At 58.6% G+C, this 22189-nt stretch carries 18 protein-coding genes, 2 tRNA genes and 1 pseudogene; 11 read left to right on the top strand and 10 right to left on the bottom strand.

What is annotated here, in order from left to right:
• The first annotated feature begins 200 nt into the window (after positions 1-200).
• Positions 201-2330, top strand: a complete 2130-nt coding sequence (locus tag VL130_RS19195; RefSeq protein ID WP_325365576.1) for a lytic transglycosylase domain-containing protein — start codon at positions 201-203, stop codon at positions 2328-2330.
• On the opposite strand, the gene VL130_RS19190 is transcribed toward VL130_RS19195, so the two are convergent.
• Both VL130_RS19190 and VL130_RS19185 read right to left on the bottom strand, forming a co-directional pair.
• Positions 2327-2995 carry a glycosyltransferase gene (locus tag VL130_RS19190; RefSeq protein ID WP_325365574.1) on the bottom strand — a complete coding sequence of 223 codons (669 nt, stop codon included), beginning with the start codon at positions 2993-2995 and terminating at the stop codon, positions 2327-2329. The two genes, VL130_RS19195 and VL130_RS19190, sit on opposite strands and share 4 nt — an antisense overlap.
• Positions 2992-4230, bottom strand: coding sequence for a class I SAM-dependent RNA methyltransferase (locus VL130_RS19185; protein WP_325365572.1), 1239 nt, complete (start codon positions 4228-4230; stop codon positions 2992-2994). Before VL130_RS19185 ends, VL130_RS19190 begins: the two co-directional genes overlap by 4 nt.
• 211 nt (positions 4231-4441) lie before the next feature.
• On the opposite strand from VL130_RS19185, the gene VL130_RS19180 reads away from it, so the two are divergent.
• From VL130_RS19180 to VL130_RS19170, 3 genes are all read left to right on the top strand, one after another.
• A complete protein-coding gene (locus VL130_RS19180; protein ID WP_325365570.1) occupies positions 4442-4864 on the top strand; it encodes a hypothetical protein in 423 nt (140 codons plus the stop codon).
• Between the two features lie 197 nt (positions 4865-5061).
• A complete protein-coding gene (locus tag VL130_RS19175; protein ID WP_325365568.1) occupies positions 5062-5529 on the top strand; it encodes a YMGG-like glycine zipper-containing protein in 468 nt (155 codons plus the stop codon).
• A 177-nt stretch (positions 5530-5706) separates the two neighbouring features.
• A complete protein-coding gene (locus VL130_RS19170) occupies positions 5707-6123 on the top strand; it encodes a glycine zipper domain-containing protein (RefSeq protein ID WP_325365566.1) in 417 nt (138 codons plus the stop codon).
• 66 nt (positions 6124-6189) lie between these two features.
• On the opposite strand, the gene VL130_RS19165 is transcribed toward VL130_RS19170, so the two are convergent.
• The gene (locus tag VL130_RS19165; protein ID WP_325365564.1) at positions 6190-7353 is read right to left on the bottom strand and encodes a glycosyltransferase; all 1164 of its coding nucleotides are present in this window, start codon (positions 7351-7353) and stop codon (positions 6190-6192) included.
• 308 nt (positions 7354-7661) lie between these two features.
• On the opposite strand from VL130_RS19165, the gene VL130_RS19160 reads away from it, so the two are divergent.
• Positions 7662-8822 carry a hypothetical protein gene (locus tag VL130_RS19160; RefSeq protein ID WP_325365562.1) on the top strand — a complete coding sequence of 387 codons (1161 nt, stop codon included), beginning with the start codon at positions 7662-7664 and terminating at the stop codon, positions 8820-8822.
• A complete protein-coding gene (locus VL130_RS19155; RefSeq protein WP_325365560.1) occupies positions 8822-10045 on the top strand; it encodes a hypothetical protein in 1224 nt (407 codons plus the stop codon). The genes VL130_RS19160 and VL130_RS19155 overlap by 1 nt, the downstream gene beginning before the upstream one ends.
• Positions 10046-10081: 36 nt before the next feature.
• On the opposite strand, the gene VL130_RS19150 is transcribed toward VL130_RS19155, so the two are convergent.
• The 4 genes from VL130_RS19150 to VL130_RS19135 form a co-directional block, all read right to left on the bottom strand.
• On the bottom strand, positions 10082-12781 hold the full coding sequence (locus tag VL130_RS19150; protein WP_325365558.1) for a valine--tRNA ligase: 2700 nt from the start codon (positions 12779-12781) through the stop codon (positions 10082-10084).
• 85 nt (positions 12782-12866) lie between these two features.
• On the bottom strand, positions 12867-13403 hold the full coding sequence (locus VL130_RS19145) for a DUF2497 domain-containing protein (protein WP_325365556.1): 537 nt from the start codon (positions 13401-13403) through the stop codon (positions 12867-12869).
• A 189-nt stretch (positions 13404-13592) separates the two neighbouring features.
• Positions 13593-14990 (bottom strand): TolC family outer membrane protein, encoded by a 1398-nt coding sequence (locus VL130_RS19140; RefSeq protein ID WP_325365554.1) that lies wholly within the window; start codon positions 14988-14990, stop codon positions 13593-13595.
• Positions 14991-15242: 252 nt separating this feature from the next.
• Entirely contained in the window at positions 15243-15872 is a 630-nt protein-coding gene (locus VL130_RS19135) for a protein-L-isoaspartate O-methyltransferase (protein ID WP_325365552.1), read from the bottom strand.
• A 201-nt stretch (positions 15873-16073) separates the two neighbouring features.
• Here VL130_RS19135 and VL130_RS19130 point away from each other — a divergent pair.
• A tRNA-Cys gene (locus tag VL130_RS19130) sits at positions 16074-16147 on the top strand.
• Positions 16148-16187: 40 nt separating this feature from the next.
• On the opposite strand, the gene VL130_RS19125 is transcribed toward VL130_RS19130, so the two are convergent.
• Positions 16188-17495, bottom strand: a complete 1308-nt coding sequence (locus VL130_RS19125; protein WP_325365550.1) for a methyl-accepting chemotaxis protein — start codon at positions 17493-17495, stop codon at positions 16188-16190.
• Positions 17496-17840: 345 nt separating this feature from the next.
• On the opposite strand from VL130_RS19125, the gene VL130_RS19120 reads away from it, so the two are divergent.
• Positions 17841-17916, top strand: a tRNA-Asn gene (locus tag VL130_RS19120).
• Between the two features lie 308 nt (positions 17917-18224).
• A pseudogene (locus VL130_RS19595) lies at positions 18225-18326 on the top strand (integrase arm-type DNA-binding domain-containing protein); the annotation flags it as partial.
• A gap of 59 nt (positions 18327-18385) precedes the next feature.
• On the opposite strand, the gene VL130_RS19115 reads toward VL130_RS19595, so the two are convergent.
• Positions 18386-19027: an HD domain-containing protein gene (locus VL130_RS19115; RefSeq protein ID WP_325365548.1), complete on the bottom strand. Its 642-nt coding sequence runs from the start codon at positions 19025-19027 to the stop codon at positions 18386-18388.
• A gap of 107 nt (positions 19028-19134) precedes the next feature.
• Here VL130_RS19115 and VL130_RS19110 point away from each other — a divergent pair, with 107 nt between their 5' ends.
• The gene (locus tag VL130_RS19110) at positions 19135-20112 is read left to right on the top strand and encodes a GlxA family transcriptional regulator (RefSeq protein ID WP_325365546.1); all 978 of its coding nucleotides are present in this window, start codon (positions 19135-19137) and stop codon (positions 20110-20112) included.
• Positions 20113-20240: 128 nt separating this feature from the next.
• The gene (locus tag VL130_RS19105) at positions 20241-20882 is read left to right on the top strand and encodes an HD domain-containing protein (protein WP_325365544.1); all 642 of its coding nucleotides are present in this window, start codon (positions 20241-20243) and stop codon (positions 20880-20882) included.
• Between the two features lie 67 nt (positions 20883-20949).
• Here the strand turns inward: VL130_RS19105 and VL130_RS19100 are convergent, their stop codons facing one another.
• A complete protein-coding gene (locus tag VL130_RS19100) occupies positions 20950-22140 on the bottom strand; it encodes an acyltransferase family protein (RefSeq protein WP_325365542.1) in 1191 nt (396 codons plus the stop codon).
• Positions 22141-22189: the final 49 nt, after the last annotated feature.

Here is a 22189-nt window from a genome sequence, read left to right as displayed (position 1 = left end):
CAGACTGTGATTCAACCCACTGGTACTGTGACTTGCCTTATTTATGGCCTTAATCAATGTAAGGAGATTAACGCGCAATACCTATGGGTTGCCATAAAATTAATCTTTGATAAGCGCCTGAAAACCACCAACAAAGGGAAGCCGTTTTGACGTTACGCCACCGCGCCTTCATCAGTCTCACCGTTTTGGGATTCGCCCTCATGGCCACAGTGCCGGCCTGGTCGGCGACCAAACATGAACCTGAATTGCGGACGGCCTCGTCAGCCAAAAAGAAGACGCCCCCAGTTGAAAAGCCATCCGAAACCACCAAAAGCACGAAGAAAAAAACAACCAGTAGCGAAGCCAGGACCGTAAAGGCAAAGGCTGTCGTCACCACCAAGAGCAAGAAAAAAAAGACGGATGTCGCCGATGCGCGGACGTCCAAAAAGACAAGCTCCAAAACAAGCAGTAAGACCAAGGTGGCCGATGCCTGCGGCTCAAAAGCCAAGCTCAAAACAAAAAAATGCAAGGCCGCGCAACTCGCCGCCAAGGCTGATAAGAGAAAAGCCGACAAGGAACTGGCTTTAAAGCTGGCAGCCTCCAAACCGATCACCTTCCTGCCTGCGCCCTTCTTCCCCAAGCAGGAAGCTCCAGTCGTTCCCGTAAACAACGGCCCCGTACCCTATAACGCCGTGGCCGGACAGGGCGCCTCCCCCCCGCCATCACCTCTGAACGACACGCTCTCCCCTGCCGACGCCGCGCTTTACCAAACCGCCTTCAACCTGATGGACAAGGCCGATTACGCCGGCGCCGATGCGCAACTGGCGCAGGTAACGGACAAGAGCCTGATGGGCTACGCCCAGTATCACAAGCTTTTCAGTGCCGGCTATCAATCCACCTACGAAGAACTGACTACCTGGCTTACCGCCTATGGCGATCATCCGATGGCCATGAAGGTCTGGGGCCTGGCCAAACGTAAAAAACCTCAAGGCGCGCCGGATCCGGCCTTCCCGCTGCTGGCAGCAAACGCGACCGCCCAGAGAACAGACGCCTTGATCGGCGGCGCGGGCATTCAACTCGCCAGCATGACCCGCTTTTCCGGCAGCACGTCGATTGCCCGCGCGGATGCCTCAGCCCCTTCCAGCGACACCGACCTGACGCCGAAATCGGCGCGTTCGGCCTATAATAACGACCAACTCGCCCAGGCCGTGACCCTCGGCCGCCAGATAGGCGATCACTGGGTAGCCGGCCTCGCCTGCTGGCGTCTCAAGCGCTACGAAGAGGCCTTGGCGGAATTCAAGTTCGTCAGCTCCGATCCCAGCACCAATGCCTGGACGCAATCGAGCGGCGCCTACTGGGCGGCCCGCAGCGCGCAAAAGCTTGGCCGCGCCGATGACGCCGAAACCTTCCTGCAACTAGCCGCCAGCTTCCCCTTCACCTTCTATGGCCTGCTCGCCGAAGAGCGCCTCGGCGTCGACTCGGCTATTTCTCTGGCCAAGAAGGGGTTGCCGCCGACCTTTGGCCGCGAGCAACGCTCCGTCCTAACCGCCAGCCTGACCGAAGATTTCACCTGGGCCAAGAGTCACCCGCGCGCACAACGGCTCAACGCTCTGGTCCAGATCGGCCAGGATTCAGACGCCAGATCGGAACTGCAAGCCGCGGTTCAGTCCTCATCCAGCCGTGAGGAACGCGACCGCTGGCTGGCCTTCGGCGCCAAAACGCACATCAAGATCAACCAGCTAAAACCGACGGATCATCTGTTCGATGTGTCGCTGTATCCGATCCCCGATATCGCACCAAAAGGCGGCTACACGGTCGACAAGGCGCTGATCTTCGCCATCGCGCGCAAGGAAAGCAAGTTCAACGCCCAGGCCCACAGCTATGCCGGCGCCTACGGCCTGCTGCAACTGATGCCGGCCACGGCGGCGCTGGTCGAGGGTGATTCCAGCTTCAACAGCAAGCCGAAGCAATTGCTCATTCCCGCCGTCAATCTGCGCGTCGGCCAAAACTATATCAACCGCCTGCAAGGCTCCTCGATCATCGATGGCGACCTGTTGCGCACCATCGCCGCCTATAATGCCGGCGCTCGTCCGGTAAAGGACGCCGTGGATTCATTGGGCAATGACGCCGATTCCCTGCTGGTCATGGAATCGATCCCGGTCGCCCAAACCCGGCAATATGTCGAGGAAGTTGTCGCCAACTACTGGATCTATCGCCAGATCATGGGCAAGGACAGCAAGACCCTCGCCCAGGCGGCCAGTGACGCGAAGATCATCAATCTGTCAGCCGATGCGCCTGTTCAAGAGGCAGGGGCCGCGCCCGTGGGCGACGTTGCTCTGGCGGAAAACTAAACTTTTTTCAGCGGCTTGGGCGGCACACCCAGCATATAGGACAGGAAACTGAAGCTTTTCGCAATGCCGCGCCACAAGGCGCCTCTGGCATGGAAACGATCGGCGCTGGTCGTGAGGGAGGCGCCCATCGGCCGCAAGCGCGCGCGGCCCAGCGACATCGACAGCGCCACATCCTCGAACGCCACCTGATCCTTGTAGCCGCCGCTGGTTTCATACAAGGCGCGTGACAGCAGCAGACCATGATCGCCGCTCGGCATGGCCAGCCAGCGGGCGCGCAGGGCCAGCAGTTCCGCCCACAGGCCAACCAGAATCGACGGATCGTCAAAGCGCAGGTGAAAATAGCCGGCGCGCAGCGGAAAGTTTTTCATATGCAACTGGACCTGATCCATCCAGCCGTCGCCCAGTTGCGAATCCGGATGCAGGATCAACAGCCAGTCGCCGCGCACCGCCCGGCAACCCTGCCAGAGTTGCAGGCCGCGCTCGTGGTCGGTTTTGATGATCTGGCAGCCGGTAGAATCCGCAATTTCCAGCGTGGCGTCATCCGAGCCACCATCGACGATAACGACTTCCTTGATCAAACCGGCCACCACGCCCGGCACCAGCGCGGAAAGTGTGCGCGCCAGGTGATCTTCGGCATTCAGGGTCGGCATGACAACGGAAATCAACGCGAAAACACTCCCACCAGCTCGACATGGCTGGACCATAAGAACTGATCGATCGGCGTCACCCTGTCCAGCGAAAAGCCGGCCTTCACAAGGATGTTAGCATCTCGCACGAAGGTCGATGGATTGCACGACACGGCCACGGCCCGCGCCACCTGCGAACGAGCAATTTCGGCTGCCTGGGCCTCAGCCCCGGCGCGCGGCGGATCGAAGACAATGGCGTCGAAGCCCTTCATTTCCTCGGCCAGCAGCGGACGGCGGAACAGATCGCGCGCTTCGGCGGTGATCGTCTTGAGGCCCGGCGCCGAGCCAATGGCCGTTTTCAGCGAGGCAATGGCCGGTGCTGATCCATCGGCGGCATAGACCACGGCCGTTTCCGCCAGCGGAAAGGTGAAGGTGCCCGCACCGCAGAACAGATCGGCGACCTTTTTCGCCCCGCCGATACCCTCAACCACCAACCTGACCATATCGGCTTCCGACGGTACGCTGGCTTGCAGGAACGGCCCGATCGGCAGGCCAACCATCGCCTTGCCGAAGCGAACCTTGGGGGTGCGCGACATATAGAGCATGTCCTCGCCCATAGACACGCGGGCGAAATCGGCTTCGGCGGCGCACATGGCGATATTCATGCGCGCATCGGCCGACAAACCGCCTGATTTCATGCGCTCGACGCCGGTAATATCAATATCGATCCCGGTGAGCGACAGCGTGACGTGCAGGATCGGGGCGGACTTGGGATGTTCGAACAGGTAAGCCGCCAGGGCCTTGAGGTGCGGCAGCGCCGCGACGATCGCCGGATCACTGACCGGGCACTCACGGATAGCGACCAGATTCCATGTTTTGCGCGCCTTGAAACCAAGCTCGATCTGTTTGCCGGTCTTGCGGGCGTGCAACCCGACGCGGCGTCGGCTTTGCGGTGGCGTGGTCAGAATGGGCGCGACTTCGGTTTCCAGCCCCGTGCGTTGCAACAGGACATCGACGATATTGCGCTTCCAAGCGCTATAGGCCGGAATATCCCAATGCTGCATAGCGCAGCCACCGCAGGCCGCGAAATGGACACAGGGCGGCGACACGCGGTCAGGGCTGGCTTCCAGCACCTCTACAAGCTCAAGCTTCTCTTTGCCTTGCCGCACCAGCACACGCTCGCCCGGCAGGGTCAGGGGCACAACCAGACCGCCAGCGGTGAGGCCGTCGCCCTGAAAGCCGACCTTGCCGATGAGCGCTTCAAATTCCGCCATGTAAGCACTTTCCGAAAAGTGTAGTGCACTTTTCGGATTAAAAAGTGCGAAAACAAAAAAAGTCCGAAGTTACGAAGAGACGCCCGCTTAAAGCACGGCGGTCAAAAAGCAAGTTTTTATCGATATTTTGCAATCCAGCTTTAAAATCCCAACGCGAACTTTCCGCGTATGGCGCGATATTAACCTCATTGCTCGCCCAAGGACTCACAAGATGCCCCGCCCAGTTCCAGCCCCCCATCCCCTCCATGCCGGCCCGATTTTCATCGGCGGCATACTGCTAGCCATATTATTGGCCCTGTTGCTGCCGACTGCCGCAGGCGCTGGTGACCGCGACGGCTACGGACGGCCGGCTTATTATTACGATGAAGACGCGCGTTATACCGGCGGCAGTCTCGGCTACTATCCCAATCTCGACGACAGCTATCACGCCCAGTACGACCGGACCTATCGGACCGGACGGCGCTACGGCTATTCGCGCAGTTATGAGCGTGACTATAACGGCCGGGACTATAGCTGCTATTGCAGCCGGGGCGCTTATCATCGCGTCTATAACTGGAAAGGCGAGCATGAGTATCGCCAAGGCAGCCGGCGCCATAGCCAGTACAGCTACCGCAACGATTACGACAATTATTGACCCCCTGCTTATTTCATTCTTACCGTGCTGGGTGGAAAACACATTCCATTAGCAGAGTGACTGGCGCATCATGGTTAAAATATGAACAAACATGAACGAGCCACTCAAATCCCATTCATGTTGACCTCTGTATAAAGGTCATCACAACGACGCAATTCGCTCTTTCCCGACCGCGCCGTAACAGAAGGAGATTTATTATGTCCAGGATGACGTTTACGCACAAGATGGTCCTCTCCGCTGTGGCCATTACGGCGGCCGCTGCGATGGCCCTGCCTGCCGCCGCGCAATGTTACCGTGACAGCAATGCTGACGGCGCCATTGTCGGCGCTATCGCCGGGGCCGCCATCGGTAACGCCGCCTCCAGCCGTCACAATCGTGGCTCTGGTACGGCGGCAGGCGCCATTATTGGCGCCGTCGCCGGGGCCGCCATCGATGACAGCAACGACGGTTGCCGCTACGACAACGGCTATCGTAACGATGATGGCTATCGCTACAGTGATGGTGACTATTACAACGCGCCGCGTCCTTATTATCGCGGCAGCGTGTATGTAGAACCCCGTGGCGGCTATTATTATCGTGACCGCTCTTACCGTCATGAGCGCCGTTATGACCGTTATGAGCGTCACGACCGTTATGACCATCATCGCCGTCACGATCGGTGGTAATGTGAAGGAATAACCTGAAAAGCCTCCGAATACACATTCGGAGGCTTTTTTAACGGGTTGCAGAAATCGCATTTGATGAATGGAGATGAACGAACTTATCAAGTCCCGTTCATCTTGACACCACTAGGGTACTTTTATGAGCCGGCACTTTCGCCGTGCATACAGGAAACCCCGGCAATGACCACACTCCATCCTATGAAGCGTATTATTGTTTCTACCCTGTTGATGACGGCCCTTGCCGGAATGACCCTGCCGGGCATCGCTTCGGCGAGATCCCGTCCCTGCGAAGGCAAGCAGACCGAAGGCGCTGTTCTCGGCGCTGTGGCCGGCGGCCTGATCGGCGGCAGCGCGGCCAATACCCGCAACAAGGGCACAGGTACGGTCATCGGCGCTGTCGTAGGTGCGGCAGTTGGCTCATCCATCGCCAAGAACAACACCAAATGCCGCTACGATGATCGCTACGCCTATCAGGATCGCCGCGATGGTCGCTACGACCGTTATGACCGCCGTTATGACCGCCGTGACGACCGCCGCCATGACCGTCATGATCGTTGGGACGACCGGAATGATCATCACGACCGCGACCGCTGGTAGGACTCCCTCCAGAAAGCAAAAGCCCGGAACCGATCAGGTCCGGGTTTTTTGATCCAGGCTTGCGGGTTATGCCCCGTTTCTCTTGACGCGCCACGATAGCAATGTCGCCGCCCAGTAGTTCCAGACACTGGAGATGAGCGTCGCAATAATCCCAGCCACGACATAGTGAATATGCAACTGATCCTTCATAAACAGCGACAGGCACAGGCTGATCAGCGCGCCGAGCGAACACGCCACATAGAAACGGATCAATCCGCCGAACATGCGCCAGCCCTTGAGGCGGCGGTCGCGGAAGGTGACCAGGTTGTTGAGGAAAAAGTTCCACGTCATCGACAACCAGATCGCCAGGCTGTAATTGATCAGGTCCCCTTTATTATATTGGTAGCGGTAGATCGGGAACTCGCCTGGCACGGCCAGGAAGTGATGACCGAGGTAGAGCAGGATCGTGTAGACCACCACACCGCTCAGACCGACCCCGGCAAACAAAACGAACTTGGCCGGCAGCAGCCCACCCGTCGCCTTCTCCACCAGCAGGGCGCCCAGATCGAGCACCACGCGCAGGTCAAGCTTGGACACACCGCCCTGACGTTCACGCAGCGCCGCCTTGACCTCGCCAAAGCGCGGCTTACGGGGGGCAGATGCGGCTACATCAAGCAGGATCTTGAAGCCGATGCCGGTCAGCTTGGGTCGTGCCGATTCGTAATATTCCCGCGTCATCAGGAAGCAGCCGCTCATCGGGTCGGACAACGGCACCTTAAGCACCAGCCCGGTGGCCCAGGTCGCCGCCTTGGATCCCAGGTCGCGGATACCGCTCAGGCCTGTTTCCGTCGTGCCAATATAACGCGACACGCAGACCAGATCTTTGTCGCCCTTCATGATCATGTCAGCCAAGGCGCGAATCGCCAGTGGATCGTGCTGCCCGTCACCGTCCATAACGCCGAGATAGCGGCCGTGGGCAATATCCCAGCCTTTTATGGCCGCAGAGGACAAACCGCGTTCGCCGACGCGGACATGCAGTCGCACGTTTGGACGTGTGCGGGCGACATCGAGCACCTCGGCCGCCGTATTATCCGCCGAATTATCGTCAACCACGATGATTTCGTGATTGATGCCCGCAAGAGTGTCGCAAATTTCATTGATAACACTGCGAATAGCCGCCCCTTCGTTCAGGGTGCAGATAATCAGACTGAGGTCCGGTTGGGCATCCGAAGCAAGCTCAATATTCGTCAAAAAGAAACTCCCCGGCGTCCCACCCGTCTGGGCATCACGCCATCAATAAAAAAAGTTGGTCATTTTAAGAACGGAGAGGATGGCAAATCTATGGTAGCCCCCCACCCGCGATCTAAAGCCCCGCAACTCAGCACCCGCATCAACCCTGACACAATCGGGCCAAACTAACGCCCCCCGGACCCGATAAGTCCGGAACAAGTGACGCTCAATATCCGTTTAGCACCAAGAATACAATGGCCAAACTCAACCTCCCCCGCCTCTCCAACCTCCGCCCGTCTTCGCTATTTCCATCGGCATACTGGATACCAATGCTGTTTTTCCTGCCGTTGTTGCTAGGTGTTCTGGCCAAGCTTCACCGCTCGAAATATGTTTTCTCCGAGTACCAGTCGGTCGCCTGCGCCGGCCTGAAAGTGCTTCAGAATGCGCCCATCTACGCTCTGGACCTGCAATGCCACGGTATGCGCGCCGCCAGCTTCGTCTATATTCCGGGCGTGGCGCAGGTGGCGGCCTTTTTTGAACGCTTCCTGACGGAGCCTGGTTTCCTGGTTCTCTATCTTGTTTTTTACCTGGCTGCGGCGGCAGCCCTGATCTACATTCCCCTCTTCGCGCGTCAGACGCCCGGCACATGGCACGACAAACTGCCCTTCGCCGTCTTCCTGAGCAGTAGCGCCTTCATGCTCGGCAATATCGCGGTCATCCTGCATGGCATCGTCCTGCTGGGCGCCCTGGTGATTGAAATAACACCCTGGCTATTCATCGCGGCGGTCGCCGTGGCGGCCTGGGTCAAACCAACCTTTCTGACCTACCTGATCGTTATCCTGCTGCTCGATATGCCACTTGTCCGCCGTATTGGCCTGATGGCCGCCGGCGTGTGCCTGGGCCTGCTGCCCCTGGGGCATTTTATCCTGACCGGTGGTGCGCTAACCAACCAGTGGTACGCCCTGTTGTCGCATTACGTTTTTAACGTTACGCCCGGCGTTGGCTTTTTCGGCTGGCTGGGCCTGATCGGCATAGCCCCGGCGCATACCGGCGCCAAACTGGCTTACCTGGTCTATGCCGGCCTGATAACGCTGAGCGGTCTGGCACTAGCCAAAGGCCTGCAACTCAACCACCGTGAACGGATATGGCTGGGTCTCAGCCTCGCCGCCCTGCTCATTCCGCGCATCATGAGCGAAGATATCTGCCTGATCGGACCCGGCCTGCTGATCCTGGCCGATAAAAGCGCCCAACTGGCAAGCGGCGCGCAGGTTATCCTCCGCAATGGCCGCGGCATCGTCCTGGCCCTGTGCGTCGTCGCTCTCGCCGGCGCACTGACCGGCCTGGCCGACTACAGTGAACCGGTAGCTCTTCTTGGCCTGAGTCTGTATGTGCTATGGCTCGGCCAGCACATGATCAGTACGCGCCTGCCCCATATCCTCTCTATATTCGCGGCGCTTTTCGCGCGCAAATCCGAAACGGCGGTGAACTGATGGACGCGCTCAACTGGTTCCAGCGCTTTACCCATAACAAGCGTAATATGTGGATTTTTTCACTTTTCTTTCTGTTTCCACTGATCGGGAATGTTATCAGCCGCTGGGCCAAAGGCGGTTGGTGGCTGAATGATTTCGATGCTTTGATATGCGGGGCGCATTACATACATACGGGGCAGTCTCCTTACAGTCTGCATCCTGTTTGCGAGGGTCTAAGCCCCGCCGTTTACGTCTATGCCCCACAAGTCGCTCATTTTTTCACTCCCTTCATCGATATGTTCGGTCTGAGTAGCGCGCGCATTGCCTATCTGTTCATACTTCTGCCGGCCATGGGCATCATGACCTGGTACATGCTCTTCAAGACCTTTCCCAAGTCACCGTTTCATTTTCGCCTGATGTCGGTCGCTGCCATTAATGGCAGCGCAGCCTGCTGTGGAAATATCAGTTTCATACTTCACGCCCTGGTCGTGCTGGGCGCCATCAACCTGAAACGCAGCCGCTGGCCGTTTATCATCGCCGTCACTTTAGGCGCGATGGTCAAGCCTGTTTTCCTGACCTATCTGGTCGTTCTCCTGTTTGAAAACCGGCCGCTCGTAAAACGACTGTTCACAGGCCTGATCGCCGCAACCGTGGGACTTGGAGGCGTGATGCTGATCATGCTGACGTCGGGCACGTTCGGGGATGCCTGGCATGAGGCCTTGCATACAATCGTTATTGAACAGCAGCCCGGCATAAGCTTCTTCGCCCTGACCTCAAGCCTGGGCTTCAGCATGACCTCTCCTGTCAGTTTGATCGGATTGGCCATCTTTACCGGCGTCATGATCATCAGCGGCCTTATCCTGACGGAATGGGGCGACCTGAATGACGACGAGCGTATATTATTGGGAATGGGTTTCGCGCTTATGCTCAATCCGCGGCTTCAGGATTACGACATGTATTTCCTGGGGCCTTGTCTCGCCATGATCATTATGATGGCTAAACCGTTGGGCGCACGGATATTCACGTGGGCCAGCTGGTTATTTTCCGGCATCCTGATTTTTGATGTAATCATCAACATACTGGAAGTCGAAGGCATTCATCGTGCGCCGCTGACCGTATTTATATATTGCGTGCTGACAGTTTCCATTGCCGGGTTGACCGCGTGGCCACAACGGGCGCGAATACGCGGCTGGTTCCGCAATCCCTTGCCTGTCTTGCAGGATATCCTGGCGCAGCGCATATAAAAAAAGCCCCGCACTGATTGGTGCGGGGCTTTTACCTTAGCTGGCGGCTTTCAGTCTTTCGAGCGCCGCCGAAAGCTTGGCCTTGCCGTTTTCGGCGTCTTCAAGACGTTCGCGGTTTTCAGCGATCACCTCTTCAGGCGCCTTGCGAACAAATTCCGGATTGTCGAGCTTGCGGCGAACGCCATCGATCGTCTTGTCGAAATCGGCGATGCCCTTGGCCAGGCGCGCCTGTTCGGCCTTGAGGTCGATAAACTCGGCGATGGCCAGGTGCGCCGTCGCTTCGCCAGCCACGAAAGGCACCGAACCGGCGACCGCTTCACCGACCTTCACTTCTGACAAACGGCCTAAAAACAGGATCAAGTCTTCATGCGTATTCAAGCGCTTGGCAGTGACTTCTGAGGCGCCACTTAAAGACAAGGGCGCCCGCGCCGAACCCGGCACATTCATTTCCGAACGGATCGAGCGAATCTCGCCGATCAGGTCGATCAGCCAGTTGATCTCCTCATCGGCCTCGGCATCAATCGCTTTGGCGTCCGGCTTCGGCCAGCTATGCGAGATCAGCATGTCGATGTGGCCGGTCTTCTCCCACAGCTCTTCGGTGATGAACGGCATGACAGGATGCAGCAGGATCATCGCCTGATCGAGCACCCAGGCCGTCATGGCGCGGATTTCGGCCTTGGCGGTCGTGTCATCGCCATTGAGGATCGGCTTGGCCAGTTCGAGATACCAGTCGCAGAAGACGTTCCAGATGAACTTGTAAAGCGCATTGGCGGCGTCATCGAAGGCGCAGGCTTCCAAGGCTTCGGTGACGGCGGCAAGCGTCTTCTGCACCTCGCCGCGGATCCAGCGGCTAAGAGTCAGTTTGGCGGTCGACGGATCGAAGCCCTCGACGCGGGCACATTCGTTCATCTGGGTGAAGCGCGTGGCGTTCCACAGCTTGGTCGAGAAATTGCGGTAGCCTTCGATACGCGGCTTGGCCAGCTTGATATCACGGCCCTGCCCCGACATGGCGGTCAGGGTAAAGCGCAGGGCGTCGGCGCCGAACTCGTCGATCAGCACCAGCGGGTCCATGACATTGCCCTTGGACTTCGACATCTTCTGGCCCTTGTCGTCACGGACCAGGGCATTGATGAAGACACGCTTGAAGGGTGCCTTCCCGGTGAAGTGCAGGCCCATCATCATCATCCGCGCGACCCAGAAGAAGATGATGTCAAAGCCGGTGATCAGGGTATGTGTCGGATAGAAGCGTTGCAGGTCTTCGGTATTTTCCGGCCAGCCCATGGTCGAGAACGGCCACAGCGCCGAGGAGAACCAGGTATCGAGAACGTCCTCGTCCTGCTTGAGCGCGACCGGCTTTCCGTAATGGATTTCTGCCTGCTTGTGGGCGTCGGCCTCGGTTTCAGCGACGAAAATAAAGCCATCCTCGGCATACCAGGCCGGAATACGATGGCCCCACCAGAGTTGACGTGACACGCACCACGGCTCGATATTGCGCATCCATTCGAAATAGGTCTTTTCCCAGTTCTTCGGCTCGAAAACGGTCCGACCATCCTCAACGGCGGCAATCGCTTCCTTGGCCAGTTCGCCGGCGTTGACATACCATTGATCGGTCAGGAAGGGTTCGATGACGACGCCGGAGCGGTCGCCATGCGGCACCATATGCTTTGTCTTCTCAACCTGCTTGAGCCAGCCCTCTTCTTCGGCGCGGGCGATAATCGCCTGGCGCGCCACGAAGCGGTCCATGCCGCGATATTCCGCTGGCACGGGATCAAAGGCCAGAAGCTGCGCCTGGGTATCGAGGATATTGATCTGCTCCAGATCATGGCGCTTGCCGACCTGAAAGTCGTTGAAATCGTGCGCCGGGGTAATCTTGACCGCGCCGGAACCCTTGGACGGATCAGCGTATTCGTCGGCAACGATCGGGATACGGCGGCCCGTGATCGGCAGGATCACAAATTTGCCGATCAAGCCTTTGTAACGCTCATCATCCGGATGCACGGCTACACCGCTATCGCCCAGCATGGTTTCCGGACGCGTGGTGGCGACGACGATATAGTCGCGTGTTTCCGTCGTGTCGTTGCCGTCTTCGTCCTTGACCGGGAAGTCATAGGTCACGCCATCGGCCAGCGGATAGGCGAAATGCCAGTAATGACCATCGACCTCCTTCTGCTCGACTTCGAGATCGGAAATCGCCGTCTGGAACTGCGGGTCCCAGTTGACCAGGCGTTTGTCGCGGTACATCAGCCCCTGCTGGTGCAGAGTGACGAAGACCTTGCGCACAGCCGCCGACAGGCCATCATCGAGCGTAAAGCGCTCGCGTGACCAGTCGCACGACGCCCCCAGGCGGCGCAGTTGCTGGACGATGGTGCCACCCGACTCCTTCTTCCATTCCCACACCTTGGCGACGAAGGCTTCGCGGCCCATGTCACGACGCCCGACATTGGTGCCAGACGCCGCCAATTGGCGTTCAACCACCATCTGGGTGGCGATGCCGGCGTGGTCCGTGCCGGGCAGCCACAGGGCCGCCTTGCCACGCATCCGCTCAAAGCGCGTCAGCACGTCTTGCAAGGTGTTATTCAGCGCATGGCCGATATGCAACGAACCTGTCACATTGGGCGGCGGAATGACGATGGAGAAGGTGTCCTTCGCGTCCGAAGGGGAAAACACGCCGGACTCTTCCCACATTTTATACAGGCGGGGTTCAACGGCGGCGGGATCGAAATTTTTTTCCAGCATGGTCTCGTACAATAGGGAATGAAAAAGAGCGGCTCACCGCTGTGATGCCGCTCTCTTAACAAATGAACTCAAAAGAATCTATGGATTAGCGACGGGATTGACGCGCAATCCGTTCGACTTCAAGACGAACCTGCTCCTCGACAATACCCGGCAGGTGCTGATCGAGCCACGATTGCAGCAACGGACGCAGCAGTTCCTTGGCGACGTCCTCCAGCGTGCGATCGCTGTGCGGCACCAGCAGATTGCTTGTCAGGGCGCCAAAGGAAGACGCCGCAATTGTTTCGGTGCGTTCGCTGACCAGGCCGCCAGCGGACGAAGGCGCAGCAACCGGCGGCGGCGCGGGGGCCGGTTCAGGCGCTGCGGAAGGCGAATAGGCATCGATATCACCGATGGAAACGGCTTCCGGCGCCTCATAGGTTTCGGTCAGTTCGAGCACGTCATCTTCCGAAGCCTCTTCAGCTTCCGGTTCGGCTGTCGCGAAGGCATCGCCCTCGTCGTCAGCTTCCGGTTCAGCCGCAGCCTGGGCCGCTGCATCTTCCGGCGCATCATCTTCCGAGATAATGCGGCGAATGGAAGCGAGGATTTCCTCCATTGTCGGTTCGTGTGCGGATTGTTCTGCCATGTTTTTTTAACTGCTGCGAATCGGGTTCGGGAACTGAAACCTATGGGAGGGTGACACGTGTTCGCCGCATTTTGCAACTCTTTAGGCGGTTTTTGCCGCCGAATTTCGCCGAAGCGAAGAATTTATTGTGAAGAAACCCGCAAGTTGCCCTGCGGGAGACTTCATCAGAATATAAAGGCGCAATAGGGATTAATTGCCGCCAGCCGCCAAACCGTCAAGCGCGTGAACCACCGGTTCCAGAGGTGTCCAGCCCTTCGATTTGACATCATCGAAATGGTCCTGCGGATCATAGACCTGAATGTCCGGCACAAAGGCCTTGGCCGTCAGCCCGCCCATGACCGACAGCAACTGACTGCCGGCGACATATTGCCCGCGCTCGGCCTCGATCAGCGCCAGTTGCGCCGATTTCAGTTCCTGCTGGGCGTTCAGCACTTCGATATTAGTGCGCAAACCGACCTGTTGCTCGACCTTGACGCCATCGGCGGCCACCTGCGCCGCCTTGACCTGCTCCTGATTGGACGTCACGGCCGAACGCGCGGCCAGCATCTGCGACCACGCCTGCGACACCGAGGACACCACCTGACGGCGCGTCGTTTCAACGACCTGGAGTTGCGCGTTATAGTTTTCCGTCGCCTGGCGGACGCGCGAGCCATTCAAACCGGCGCTGAACAAAGGGATCGACAGGCGCAGGGTGGCCGAACTGGAATCATTGTCGGCAATATCGCCAATGCCAAGCCCCGGCTGGGTGCCGCCAGTACTGGCCGATAAACCCACCGTGGGGCCAAATACCGAACGCTCGGCCCGGACCTGCGCCTTGGCCGAATCGGCGGCATACTGGGCCGATTGCAAATCGGGATTGTTCTTTTCAGCCGCATCCAGAGCCGCATTGAAGTCAGTCGGCAAGCCCGGCAGAGTTGGCTCGACTTCGAGCGCGACCGGCGACTGGCCGACAACAGCGACATAAGAGGCGCGATCGGAATCAAGTTGCGCCTGGGCCGAAGCCAGAGACGCCGCCGAGGCCGACAGACGCGCCTGTGACTGCGCCACATCGGTGCGGGTCAATTGTCCGGCATCGAACTGCGCCTGGGTCTGGTCAAGCTGCTGCTTGAGGATATCGTAATTGTCCTGCGAAATTTGCAGGGCCTGCTGGTCGCGGCGAACCGCCGTGTAGACGCTGATCACATCGAGCAGGACGCCGGATTCGGTGCTGCGCAGGCCTTCCTGGCCGGACATCACATTGGCGCGCGACGCTTTCAGCGAAGAGGCAATGCCGCCCGAAGCGAAGATCGTCTGGCTGGCCGAGATGCCCGCAGTAGTGGCCGAGCGATTGCCGGCAAAGTCCGGCAGGTCATTATAGCTTGCCGAAGCCGTGGCGCTGAGCGATGGCCCCAGTTGCGAGCGGGTCTGGACATAGGTTTCGTCGGTAGCCCGCTGGGTGGCGCGGCTGCGCAGGAGCGTCGGGTTCTGGGCATAGGCCATGGCAATGGCGTCGTTAAGGCTCTCCGCCTGGGCGCTGACCACCATGGTAAGCGCCAGCACCGAAACCGCGGCAGTCAGACCGAACGTCGCAAACTTGGAATTCGTCATAAAACAGATGTCCCCACGTCTTGAAGGCAGACGATACGCCTGCCCTGTTGTCTTCCGGACGCATGTACGCGCGGTCCGGCTTCGGCAATAAGCTGAAATTACCTCTAAAACCCTACTGCCAGAAGATTATAGGCTTGGCGAGTTAAGGATTTTTCACGTTCGGCTTTTTACCACCATTATCAGTAGTCAGCGCATGGTGGCGACTTTTATGTCACCCTAATGGCCCGCCTGACGATTTCTGTCAGCAGGCAATCAGAATTCAAATGACGGTGCACGCTCGAAGCCCGGCAGGGTCGACGGTGCGGAATCGAACACATCACGCTCCGAGATGCCGGATTCGATGCGCAGATACAGACGCGCATGACCGACCGGACCGTCTTTCACGACCACCGCCAGGCGGCCGCCAACCTTGAGCGCTTTTAGCCAGGTCGCGGGCACTTCAGCCACGGCGCCCTCGACGATGATGATATCGTAACCGGAACCGGACGGCGCCTTCAGGTCGGCCGTCACGCACTTGACACCCAGTTCCTTGAGATAAGGCTCGATAACCGCCATGACGCGCGGATCGGCTTCCTGTTCGGTAACGGTCAGGCCGGCGTGCCGCAAAACAGCGGCAGCATAGGGCGCGGCGATCGCCAGAGCGGATTCGCCGATCTTGGGTTCCACGGTCTGCAACAGCTTCGAAATATCACGCGGCTTCATCAAGACCCGGCCCGGCGCGATCGGCGATTCCACTTCACCATAAGCGCCGAAGGCCTGAGACGACGCACACAGGCGTTCGCGCTGGATGTGGCGCATGGCCAACTGCAACGGGGCATCGGTGACATCATTCACGCGAACCTGGGATTCGACCATATTCTGACGGGCGGCGTGAAAATCCATAATGCTGATCCTTGGGGCTTAATCGAACGCTTTGTATCGCTTATAAGAGCAAGCGGCGCGCGCTTCAATCGCCATAAGCTGAGATTTAACGGCAAAAAGCGCACAATCGCACGGCCTTATGCACATTTATTAGGAAATTTGCGCCAGAGATCATTGCGGGCGATGATGTGATCTGTTAGCGAACGCATCCGCTCTACGTGAGGCCTGATGGCGGAGCGGTTACGCACCGGATTGCAAATCCGTGAAGCCCGGTTCGACTCCGGGTCAGGCCTCCACACTTCCTTCATTCATAGCCATCCGGCGCTGGAGCTTAAACTAAGCCGCGCGCATATTGGCCAGGAACCGGGCCAGTTCCATCTTCAACTGGTCCGAGGCGCGGCTGACAGACTTGGCCTCCTCGAAGACCACACTGGCCACCTGCCCTGTTTCGTTGGCCACGCCGCGTACAGCGTCGATATCATTGCCGACGCTTTGCGAGCCCTCTGCCAGCGATTCGACCGTTTCAGCGATCTGGCTGGTGGCCATCTGCTGGGCGGCCACAGAACGCGCGATATCGTCGGCGCCGGACCGCAATTCAGATATCGTACCGACGATTCCCGCGATGGCGCCGGTCGCCTCGATGGCGTCGCTCTGGATCTGCTGGACCTTGGCGGTGATCTCGCGGGTCGCCTTTTCCGTCAGCTGCGACAGGGTCTTGACCTCGGCGGCCACCACCGCGAAGCCCGCGCCGTGCTCGCCTGCCCGCGCCGCTTCGATGGTGGCGTTGAGCGCCAGGAGGTTGGTCTGTTGTGCAATGGAGGTGATCATGTCCACCACGGCGCTGATTTCGTCGGCACTGCGGCTAAGACGCCCCATCAGGGCCGAGGTCGATTCGGCCTCCGCCGAGGCGCGGGCGGAAACCTCGGTCGACAATTGCGTCGAACCGGCGATTTCGTTGGCCGTCTGTGACAGCTCCATCACCGTGCTGGCGACTTTTTGCGCGCTTTGCGAGGTGCTGACGGCGACCGAGGCCACCTTCCCCGCGCTCTCCGACGCCGCGAAGGCCGACTGGCTCATCGTATCGGAAGAGGTGATCATGGCCCTAGAAGATTGTGTCAGGCCTTCGAGCAGCGCCGACACCTGCGTTTCCAGCTTGTTGCCCAGTTCGTGCAGGGCCGCCTTGCGTTCGACAGCGATGGCCTCGGCATGGTTCGCTGCCTCGCCTTCCAGGCCGACCAGCTTCTGGCCGTTGGCACGCAATACATCCAGCGCCGCCGCCAGACGGCCGATTTCATCGGATCGCGCGGAACCTTCCGCCGACGTATCGAATTCACGGCGCGCCAGGCGGTCGGTATAATGGCTCAGACGATCGATAACCGAGAAAACCTCGCGGTCGAAATAGATAGCCGCGGCCAATCCGGCCAGGCCGACCAGGACTGAGGTCATCAGGATCAGGCGAGCGAAGCCTTTTTCCAGTCCTTGTATCTGCGTGATATAACCGCCTGCCGCACCCGCCTGCGCCTGGATCAGCAAATCCCCCACTGTGGACGTGTGATGAAGCGCTACGAAGGTCGCCAGGCCAAGACCGGCGAAAAACAGCGCCAGCAGCGCACGGATACGAACCTTGATCGGGGGCAGACGCACGGATGATTCCTCATTTTATTCGGGAATTGAACCTCTGCCGGTCATGGTTAAATTGTCATGAACAAATGCCCCACGTTCTGTCAGGAAACTGATTACAGACCGTTTTTCCCCTTACAGGCGCATTTACGCTTCATTAACCAGACTCCTTACATAACAGCGTTGTCTTTACGTATCTGAAGACACCCACCATCACCAAACTTCAAAAGCCCGAAAGTTTCTTTTCGGGCTTTTTTTCGTTTGAAATCAGGGCGACACCTCTTCACGCACAGAATTGTGCAAAACTTCCGCCTTAGGGCTTGCCATGCGGCGCGAACCCTTGCTATAGGGCGCGCCTTGCCAGCGTGTTCCCCGATAGCTCAGTTGGTAGAGCAGTCGACTGTTAATCGACTTGTCGCAGGTTCGAGTCCTGCTCGGGGAGCCAGGCTGGCGTTTGCCAACGTCTGCTTACGTTGAAAAATCCCTTATAATCTGGTAGTTTAGCGGCATCAATAGTCCCATAGCGTCCGATGACGTCCCCCTACATCCGGCTCGCTTTAGGGCATTTTTGGGGGCGGGATTTTCGGCCGAAAAGTGCCCCCAGATGTCACTGTCAGAAATCGCAGTCAAAAACGCGAAGCCACAGGCCGCTCTTTACAAGCTTTTTTGACTATAACGGCCCGTTCCTCGCCGTTCCCCCCCAGTGGCGGCCGACTTTGGCGTTTCAAATACTGATTTGCCGGCAAAGAACAGCAGCTTTCCCTTGGCAGATATACTGACCTCGGCCCGAAAGAAGCTCGGGACCGATGCCACAAAGCCCGCAAGCAACTGAGCGATGGTATTGATCCGGCGTCGATGGTCAGGAAACAGAAGGCCGCTGCAATCATTACCGCAACCCATATCCTTGTGCCAGTCTATCCAAACCATTGCGAACAACGGATAACGTCGCAGAAGTTGCCCCGGCAAAAATGCGGCTCCTTGTCGGCGACGACGTCGGCCTTTACGTTGCCGAAAGTTGTGTCGGGTCGATGCTTGATACCGTCGTAGAAGGCCTGGATGATATCTTCCTTGAACTTCGGCGTCCGGGGAAAGGCATTGACCACCGCCTCGCGTTCCTCATCGGAATATTGATCATAGCTCAGACCCAGCACATCCATCTCGACGCCGGCGGTGACCAGGGCGACGACCGGATGCATGTGGACCGGCACGCCCGGTGTGGTGTGGAGCGCGATGGCCGTCCAGACCGTATAGGTATCGTCTTCCGGAATGCCGCGGCTACGCAAGAAATCCCGCGCCGCAAAAGCGCCGTCGACCTCGAAGCGTTCCGTTGTGCTGCCATGCGCCGGCATCAGGCCAAGGTCGTGGAACATGGCCCCGGCATAGAGGAGTTCGCTATCAAAGGTCAGGCCGCGCTGCCTCCCGGCCATGGCGCCGAAATGATAGACCCGGCTGGAGTGATTGAAGAGCAACTCTGTCTCGTTATCTCGAATATATTCCGTTATCTCTCGGGACAGACGGGTATCGGGAATAGCGGTGCTGTCGGTAATTTTAGGCATCTTCGGCTCCTGTGATTTCGCTCGCCTTCATCCTAAAACCAGCCTATTATGGCCTCAATTGATGATAAGCGTCATAATGGGCCATTTTAGAGCCCAGGCAGCCACGGATGCGTACACGGCAGAAAACAATCGTGATCGTGGCCTTTTCAGGCGTCCAGCTTCTCGATGTGTCCGGTCCTCTGGATGTTTTCGCCGAAGCAAATGCTCAGGCCGGATATGACGCTTACCAGCTTTTGATTGCCGCGCCTCGTTCCGGTCCGATCCGAAGTTCGTCGGGCGCCCGCCTCCTGCCCGACATGGTCATGGAGGGCGGTGTGAATTATCCGATCGACACCTTGCTCATCGCCGGTTGCCCGAATGCCCCCCAAATGCCGGCCAGCGAGACCGTGACGGCATGGCTGAGGCGGCAGGCGCCCCTTGCCCGCCGCTTCGGCTCCGTCTGTAGTGGCGCCTTCTTTCTGGCCGCGGCCGGTTTATTATCAGAGCGCCGCGTGACAACCCACTGGGCGGTCGCGACGGAGTTGGCCAGGCGCTATCCCGATGTCACGGTGGACGAGGACGCCATCCACGTCAGTGACGGCCCCGTTCGCACGGCGGCGGGTGTCACCGCCGGTCTCGATCTGGCTCTGGCCCTGGTCGAAGAAGATTTAGGTGCGGACATTGCCAAACGAATTGCCAGCCAACTGGTGATGTTCTTCAAGCGTCCCGGCGGTCAGATGCAGTTCAGTCGCAAGGGGGCGGCCGTGCCGGCCGGCCGGGCGGCGCTTCAGGAGCTTCAGCGATGGGTGGCGGCGAATCCCGCCCTGCCCCACACCGTTGCCAGTCTCGCAGCGCGGATGGATATCAGTCCGCGTCACTTTTCCCGGCTGTTCCAGGCCGAGGTTGGAATAACCCCGGCCACCTGGGTAGAGGAAGCCCGAATTCATGCCGCACGTCACCTGCTGGAACATGGTCACGAAGCGCCGAAGCAGGTCGCGGGCCATTGCGGCTTCAGCGATGCCAATACGTTCCGGCGGGCTTTTACGCGCCATGTCGGTGTAAGTCCGGCTGAATACCGCAAGCGTTATGTCGGCCTGACGCGCTGACCCGGCGCAATTGTTACGAAGGCCATGGCCGTTTCAATCTGAATATGTCCTGAATCGATGCTTGGCCGCAATTGAGGCCATCCATTGCGGCCTGTAACCTTGCAACCCATACATCGCAGGAGACAGCAATGCACAATGAGATTGAAGGGGTGGCCATCCCGGAGTCGAGATTGGCCGAACAGGTGACGGCTTTCATCCGCGACACCGAGAGTGACCTGCTGTTTCATCATTCGTTGCGTGTTTATTACTGGGGCGCACTTACGGGCAAGCGGCTGGGGATGGGGTTCGATCCGGAACTATTGTACGCGGCGTCCATGTTTCACGATCTCGGCCTGACGGCGCGTTATGAAACCAGCCAACTCCGCTTTGAGGTCGATGGCGCCAATGCCGCACGCGATTTCCTAGCGGCGAACGGTATTTCCGAAGATGATATTGAGACTGTCTGGAACGCGATTGCGCTCCATACGACGCCAGGCATTCCAGAATTCATGCGCCCGGAAATTGCCCTACTCCAGGCCGGCGCTGGCATGGATGTGGCGGGACGGAGATATGACGAATTCACCGAGGCCCAACGTGAAGCTGTGATTGCCGCTTTTCCGCGTGGTGCCGATTTCAAGAACGGCATCATCGAGGCCTTCTATCAAGGCATGAAGCATCGCCCGAACAGCACCTTCGGCACGTTCAACGACGACATCCTTGCCCATAAACATCCACACTTTCAGAGGATTGACATGTGCAGCGTCATCCTGGCCTCAAAGTGGCGTAGCTGATGGCCTCTTGCTTCTGGCTGACCCGAAGGAGCTCCTTGGCGCCCCGCATCGCTCAGTGCAGCAAAAGCTACAGACGCAGGAAGATTGAACGGCGATAGAGTGGCCAGACCAGTGCCGTAATGAGGCCCAGCATGGCCAGGGAAGCGACATAGGGATCCGGAATAAAGCCAAGGGCAAAGGTGTTGGCCAGGTTCTGGATCGACAACCTGTGGTCGCCGCTTCCGAACAACGGAAACGCATATATCATGCCCAGCAGGATCGACAGCGTGAAGACCAAAATGGCATTGACGCCCAAAACCTTGAGCGGTGTCAGAATGCGGTCGACCATCTGAAATTTTAAAAGCCAGAGCAGGCCTGCGAACAAAACTGCCGAAAAACCGCTGCTCAAAAGAGCGAAACTGCTGGTCCATAGGCGCTTGTTGATGACGAACGCCGGATTGAGCGCGAGGCCCGCCACAAACAGGGTTACACCGGCAATTAAGAGATAAAGCGCGGCCCTCTGTGGAAAGCGTCGCAATGCATAACCGGCCAGTACGCCAAGCAAGGTATTCACCGTGGCCGGAAAGGTCGATAGCAGGCCTTCGGGATCGTAAGTGACTGGCCCGCCCCATTCGGCCGCCCCAAGTGGCCACAGGTGCGCCGGTGTAAATATCTGCCGGTCGATATAGGCAGGCAGACTTCGAAGTTCGTCCAGATTCCCGGCGCCGTAGCCCGGAACGGGGATGAATGTCACGGCCAGCCAGTAGAGGACCAGGGTCGATATGACGGCAATAACGATCGCGGCGGGGTTTAGGTCGTGTTTTCCGTCAGCCTGTTTCCGACCTGTGAAGACGATGAGGACGGCGGTTAGCAAATAGCAGAGGGCGATTCGCTGTGGCACGCCGGGAATTCGGATGTTCTCCAGCCCGCCTTTACCGGCAAACCAGGCTCCGGCGCTGATGGCGGCGACATAGACCCAGGCGAGTAAGAGACCCAGGACAGTCAGAGCAACGACACGCCGCATCACCCTGAACCAGAACCGCCTTTTCTCCTCACGGGTCGCAAGGGCGCGCGGAAAGGACAGGCCGAAAGCCACGCCCACAGCGAACAGGAACGTCGGAAACACCATATCAGCCAAGGTCCAGCCATTCCAGGCGGCGTGCAAAAGCGGCGAATAGGTGGTATTCCAATCCCCGGGGCTCGTGACCACGACCATACCGGCGACGGCAACACCGCGCAGTATATCCAGACCCGTAAATCTAAGCGGACTCGCATCCATCCCATCCCCCATTCGTTATCCATTGAGCTATTGACGGCACACCTGCGCA

Origin of the sequence: Asticcacaulis sp., from assembly GCF_035497195.1 — a bacterium.
Classification (GTDB): domain Bacteria; phylum Pseudomonadota; class Alphaproteobacteria; order Caulobacterales; family Caulobacteraceae; genus Asticcacaulis.
Note: the sequence above shows the minus strand (reverse complement) of the source record. Positions and strands in the feature narration are given on the sequence as shown.

Coding starts and splice junctions, on each gene's coding strand:
- VL130_RS19195 (WP_325365576.1), top strand. CDS start 201: ATGGCCACAGTGCCGGCCTGGTCGGCGACCAAACATGAACCTGAATTG.
- VL130_RS19185 (WP_325365572.1), bottom strand. CDS start 4,230: ATGGCGGAATTTGAAGCGCTCATCGGCAAGGTCGGCTTTCAGGGCGAC.
- VL130_RS19180 (WP_325365570.1), top strand. CDS start 4,442: ATGCCCCGCCCAGTTCCAGCCCCCCATCCCCTCCATGCCGGCCCGATT.
- VL130_RS19175 (WP_325365568.1), top strand. CDS start 5,062: ATGTCCAGGATGACGTTTACGCACAAGATGGTCCTCTCCGCTGTGGCC.
- VL130_RS19170 (WP_325365566.1), top strand. CDS start 5,707: ATGACCACACTCCATCCTATGAAGCGTATTATTGTTTCTACCCTGTTG.
- VL130_RS19160 (WP_325365562.1), top strand. CDS start 7,662: ATGCTGTTTTTCCTGCCGTTGTTGCTAGGTGTTCTGGCCAAGCTTCAC.
- VL130_RS19155 (WP_325365560.1), top strand. CDS start 8,822: ATGGACGCGCTCAACTGGTTCCAGCGCTTTACCCATAACAAGCGTAAT.
- VL130_RS19150 (WP_325365558.1), bottom strand. CDS start 12,781: ATGCTGGAAAAAAATTTCGATCCCGCCGCCGTTGAACCCCGCCTGTAT.
- VL130_RS19145 (WP_325365556.1), bottom strand. CDS start 13,403: ATGGCAGAACAATCCGCACACGAACCGACAATGGAGGAAATCCTCGCT.
- VL130_RS19140 (WP_325365554.1), bottom strand. CDS start 14,990: ATGACGAATTCCAAGTTTGCGACGTTCGGTCTGACTGCCGCGGTTTCG.
- VL130_RS19135 (WP_325365552.1), bottom strand. CDS start 15,872: ATGGATTTTCACGCCGCCCGTCAGAATATGGTCGAATCCCAGGTTCGC.
- VL130_RS19115 (WP_325365548.1), bottom strand. CDS start 19,027: ATGCCTAAAATTACCGACAGCACCGCTATTCCCGATACCCGTCTGTCC.
- VL130_RS19110 (WP_325365546.1), top strand. CDS start 19,135: ATGCGTACACGGCAGAAAACAATCGTGATCGTGGCCTTTTCAGGCGTC.
- VL130_RS19105 (WP_325365544.1), top strand. CDS start 20,241: ATGCACAATGAGATTGAAGGGGTGGCCATCCCGGAGTCGAGATTGGCC.
- VL130_RS19100 (WP_325365542.1), bottom strand. CDS start 22,140: ATGGATGCGAGTCCGCTTAGATTTACGGGTCTGGATATACTGCGCGGT.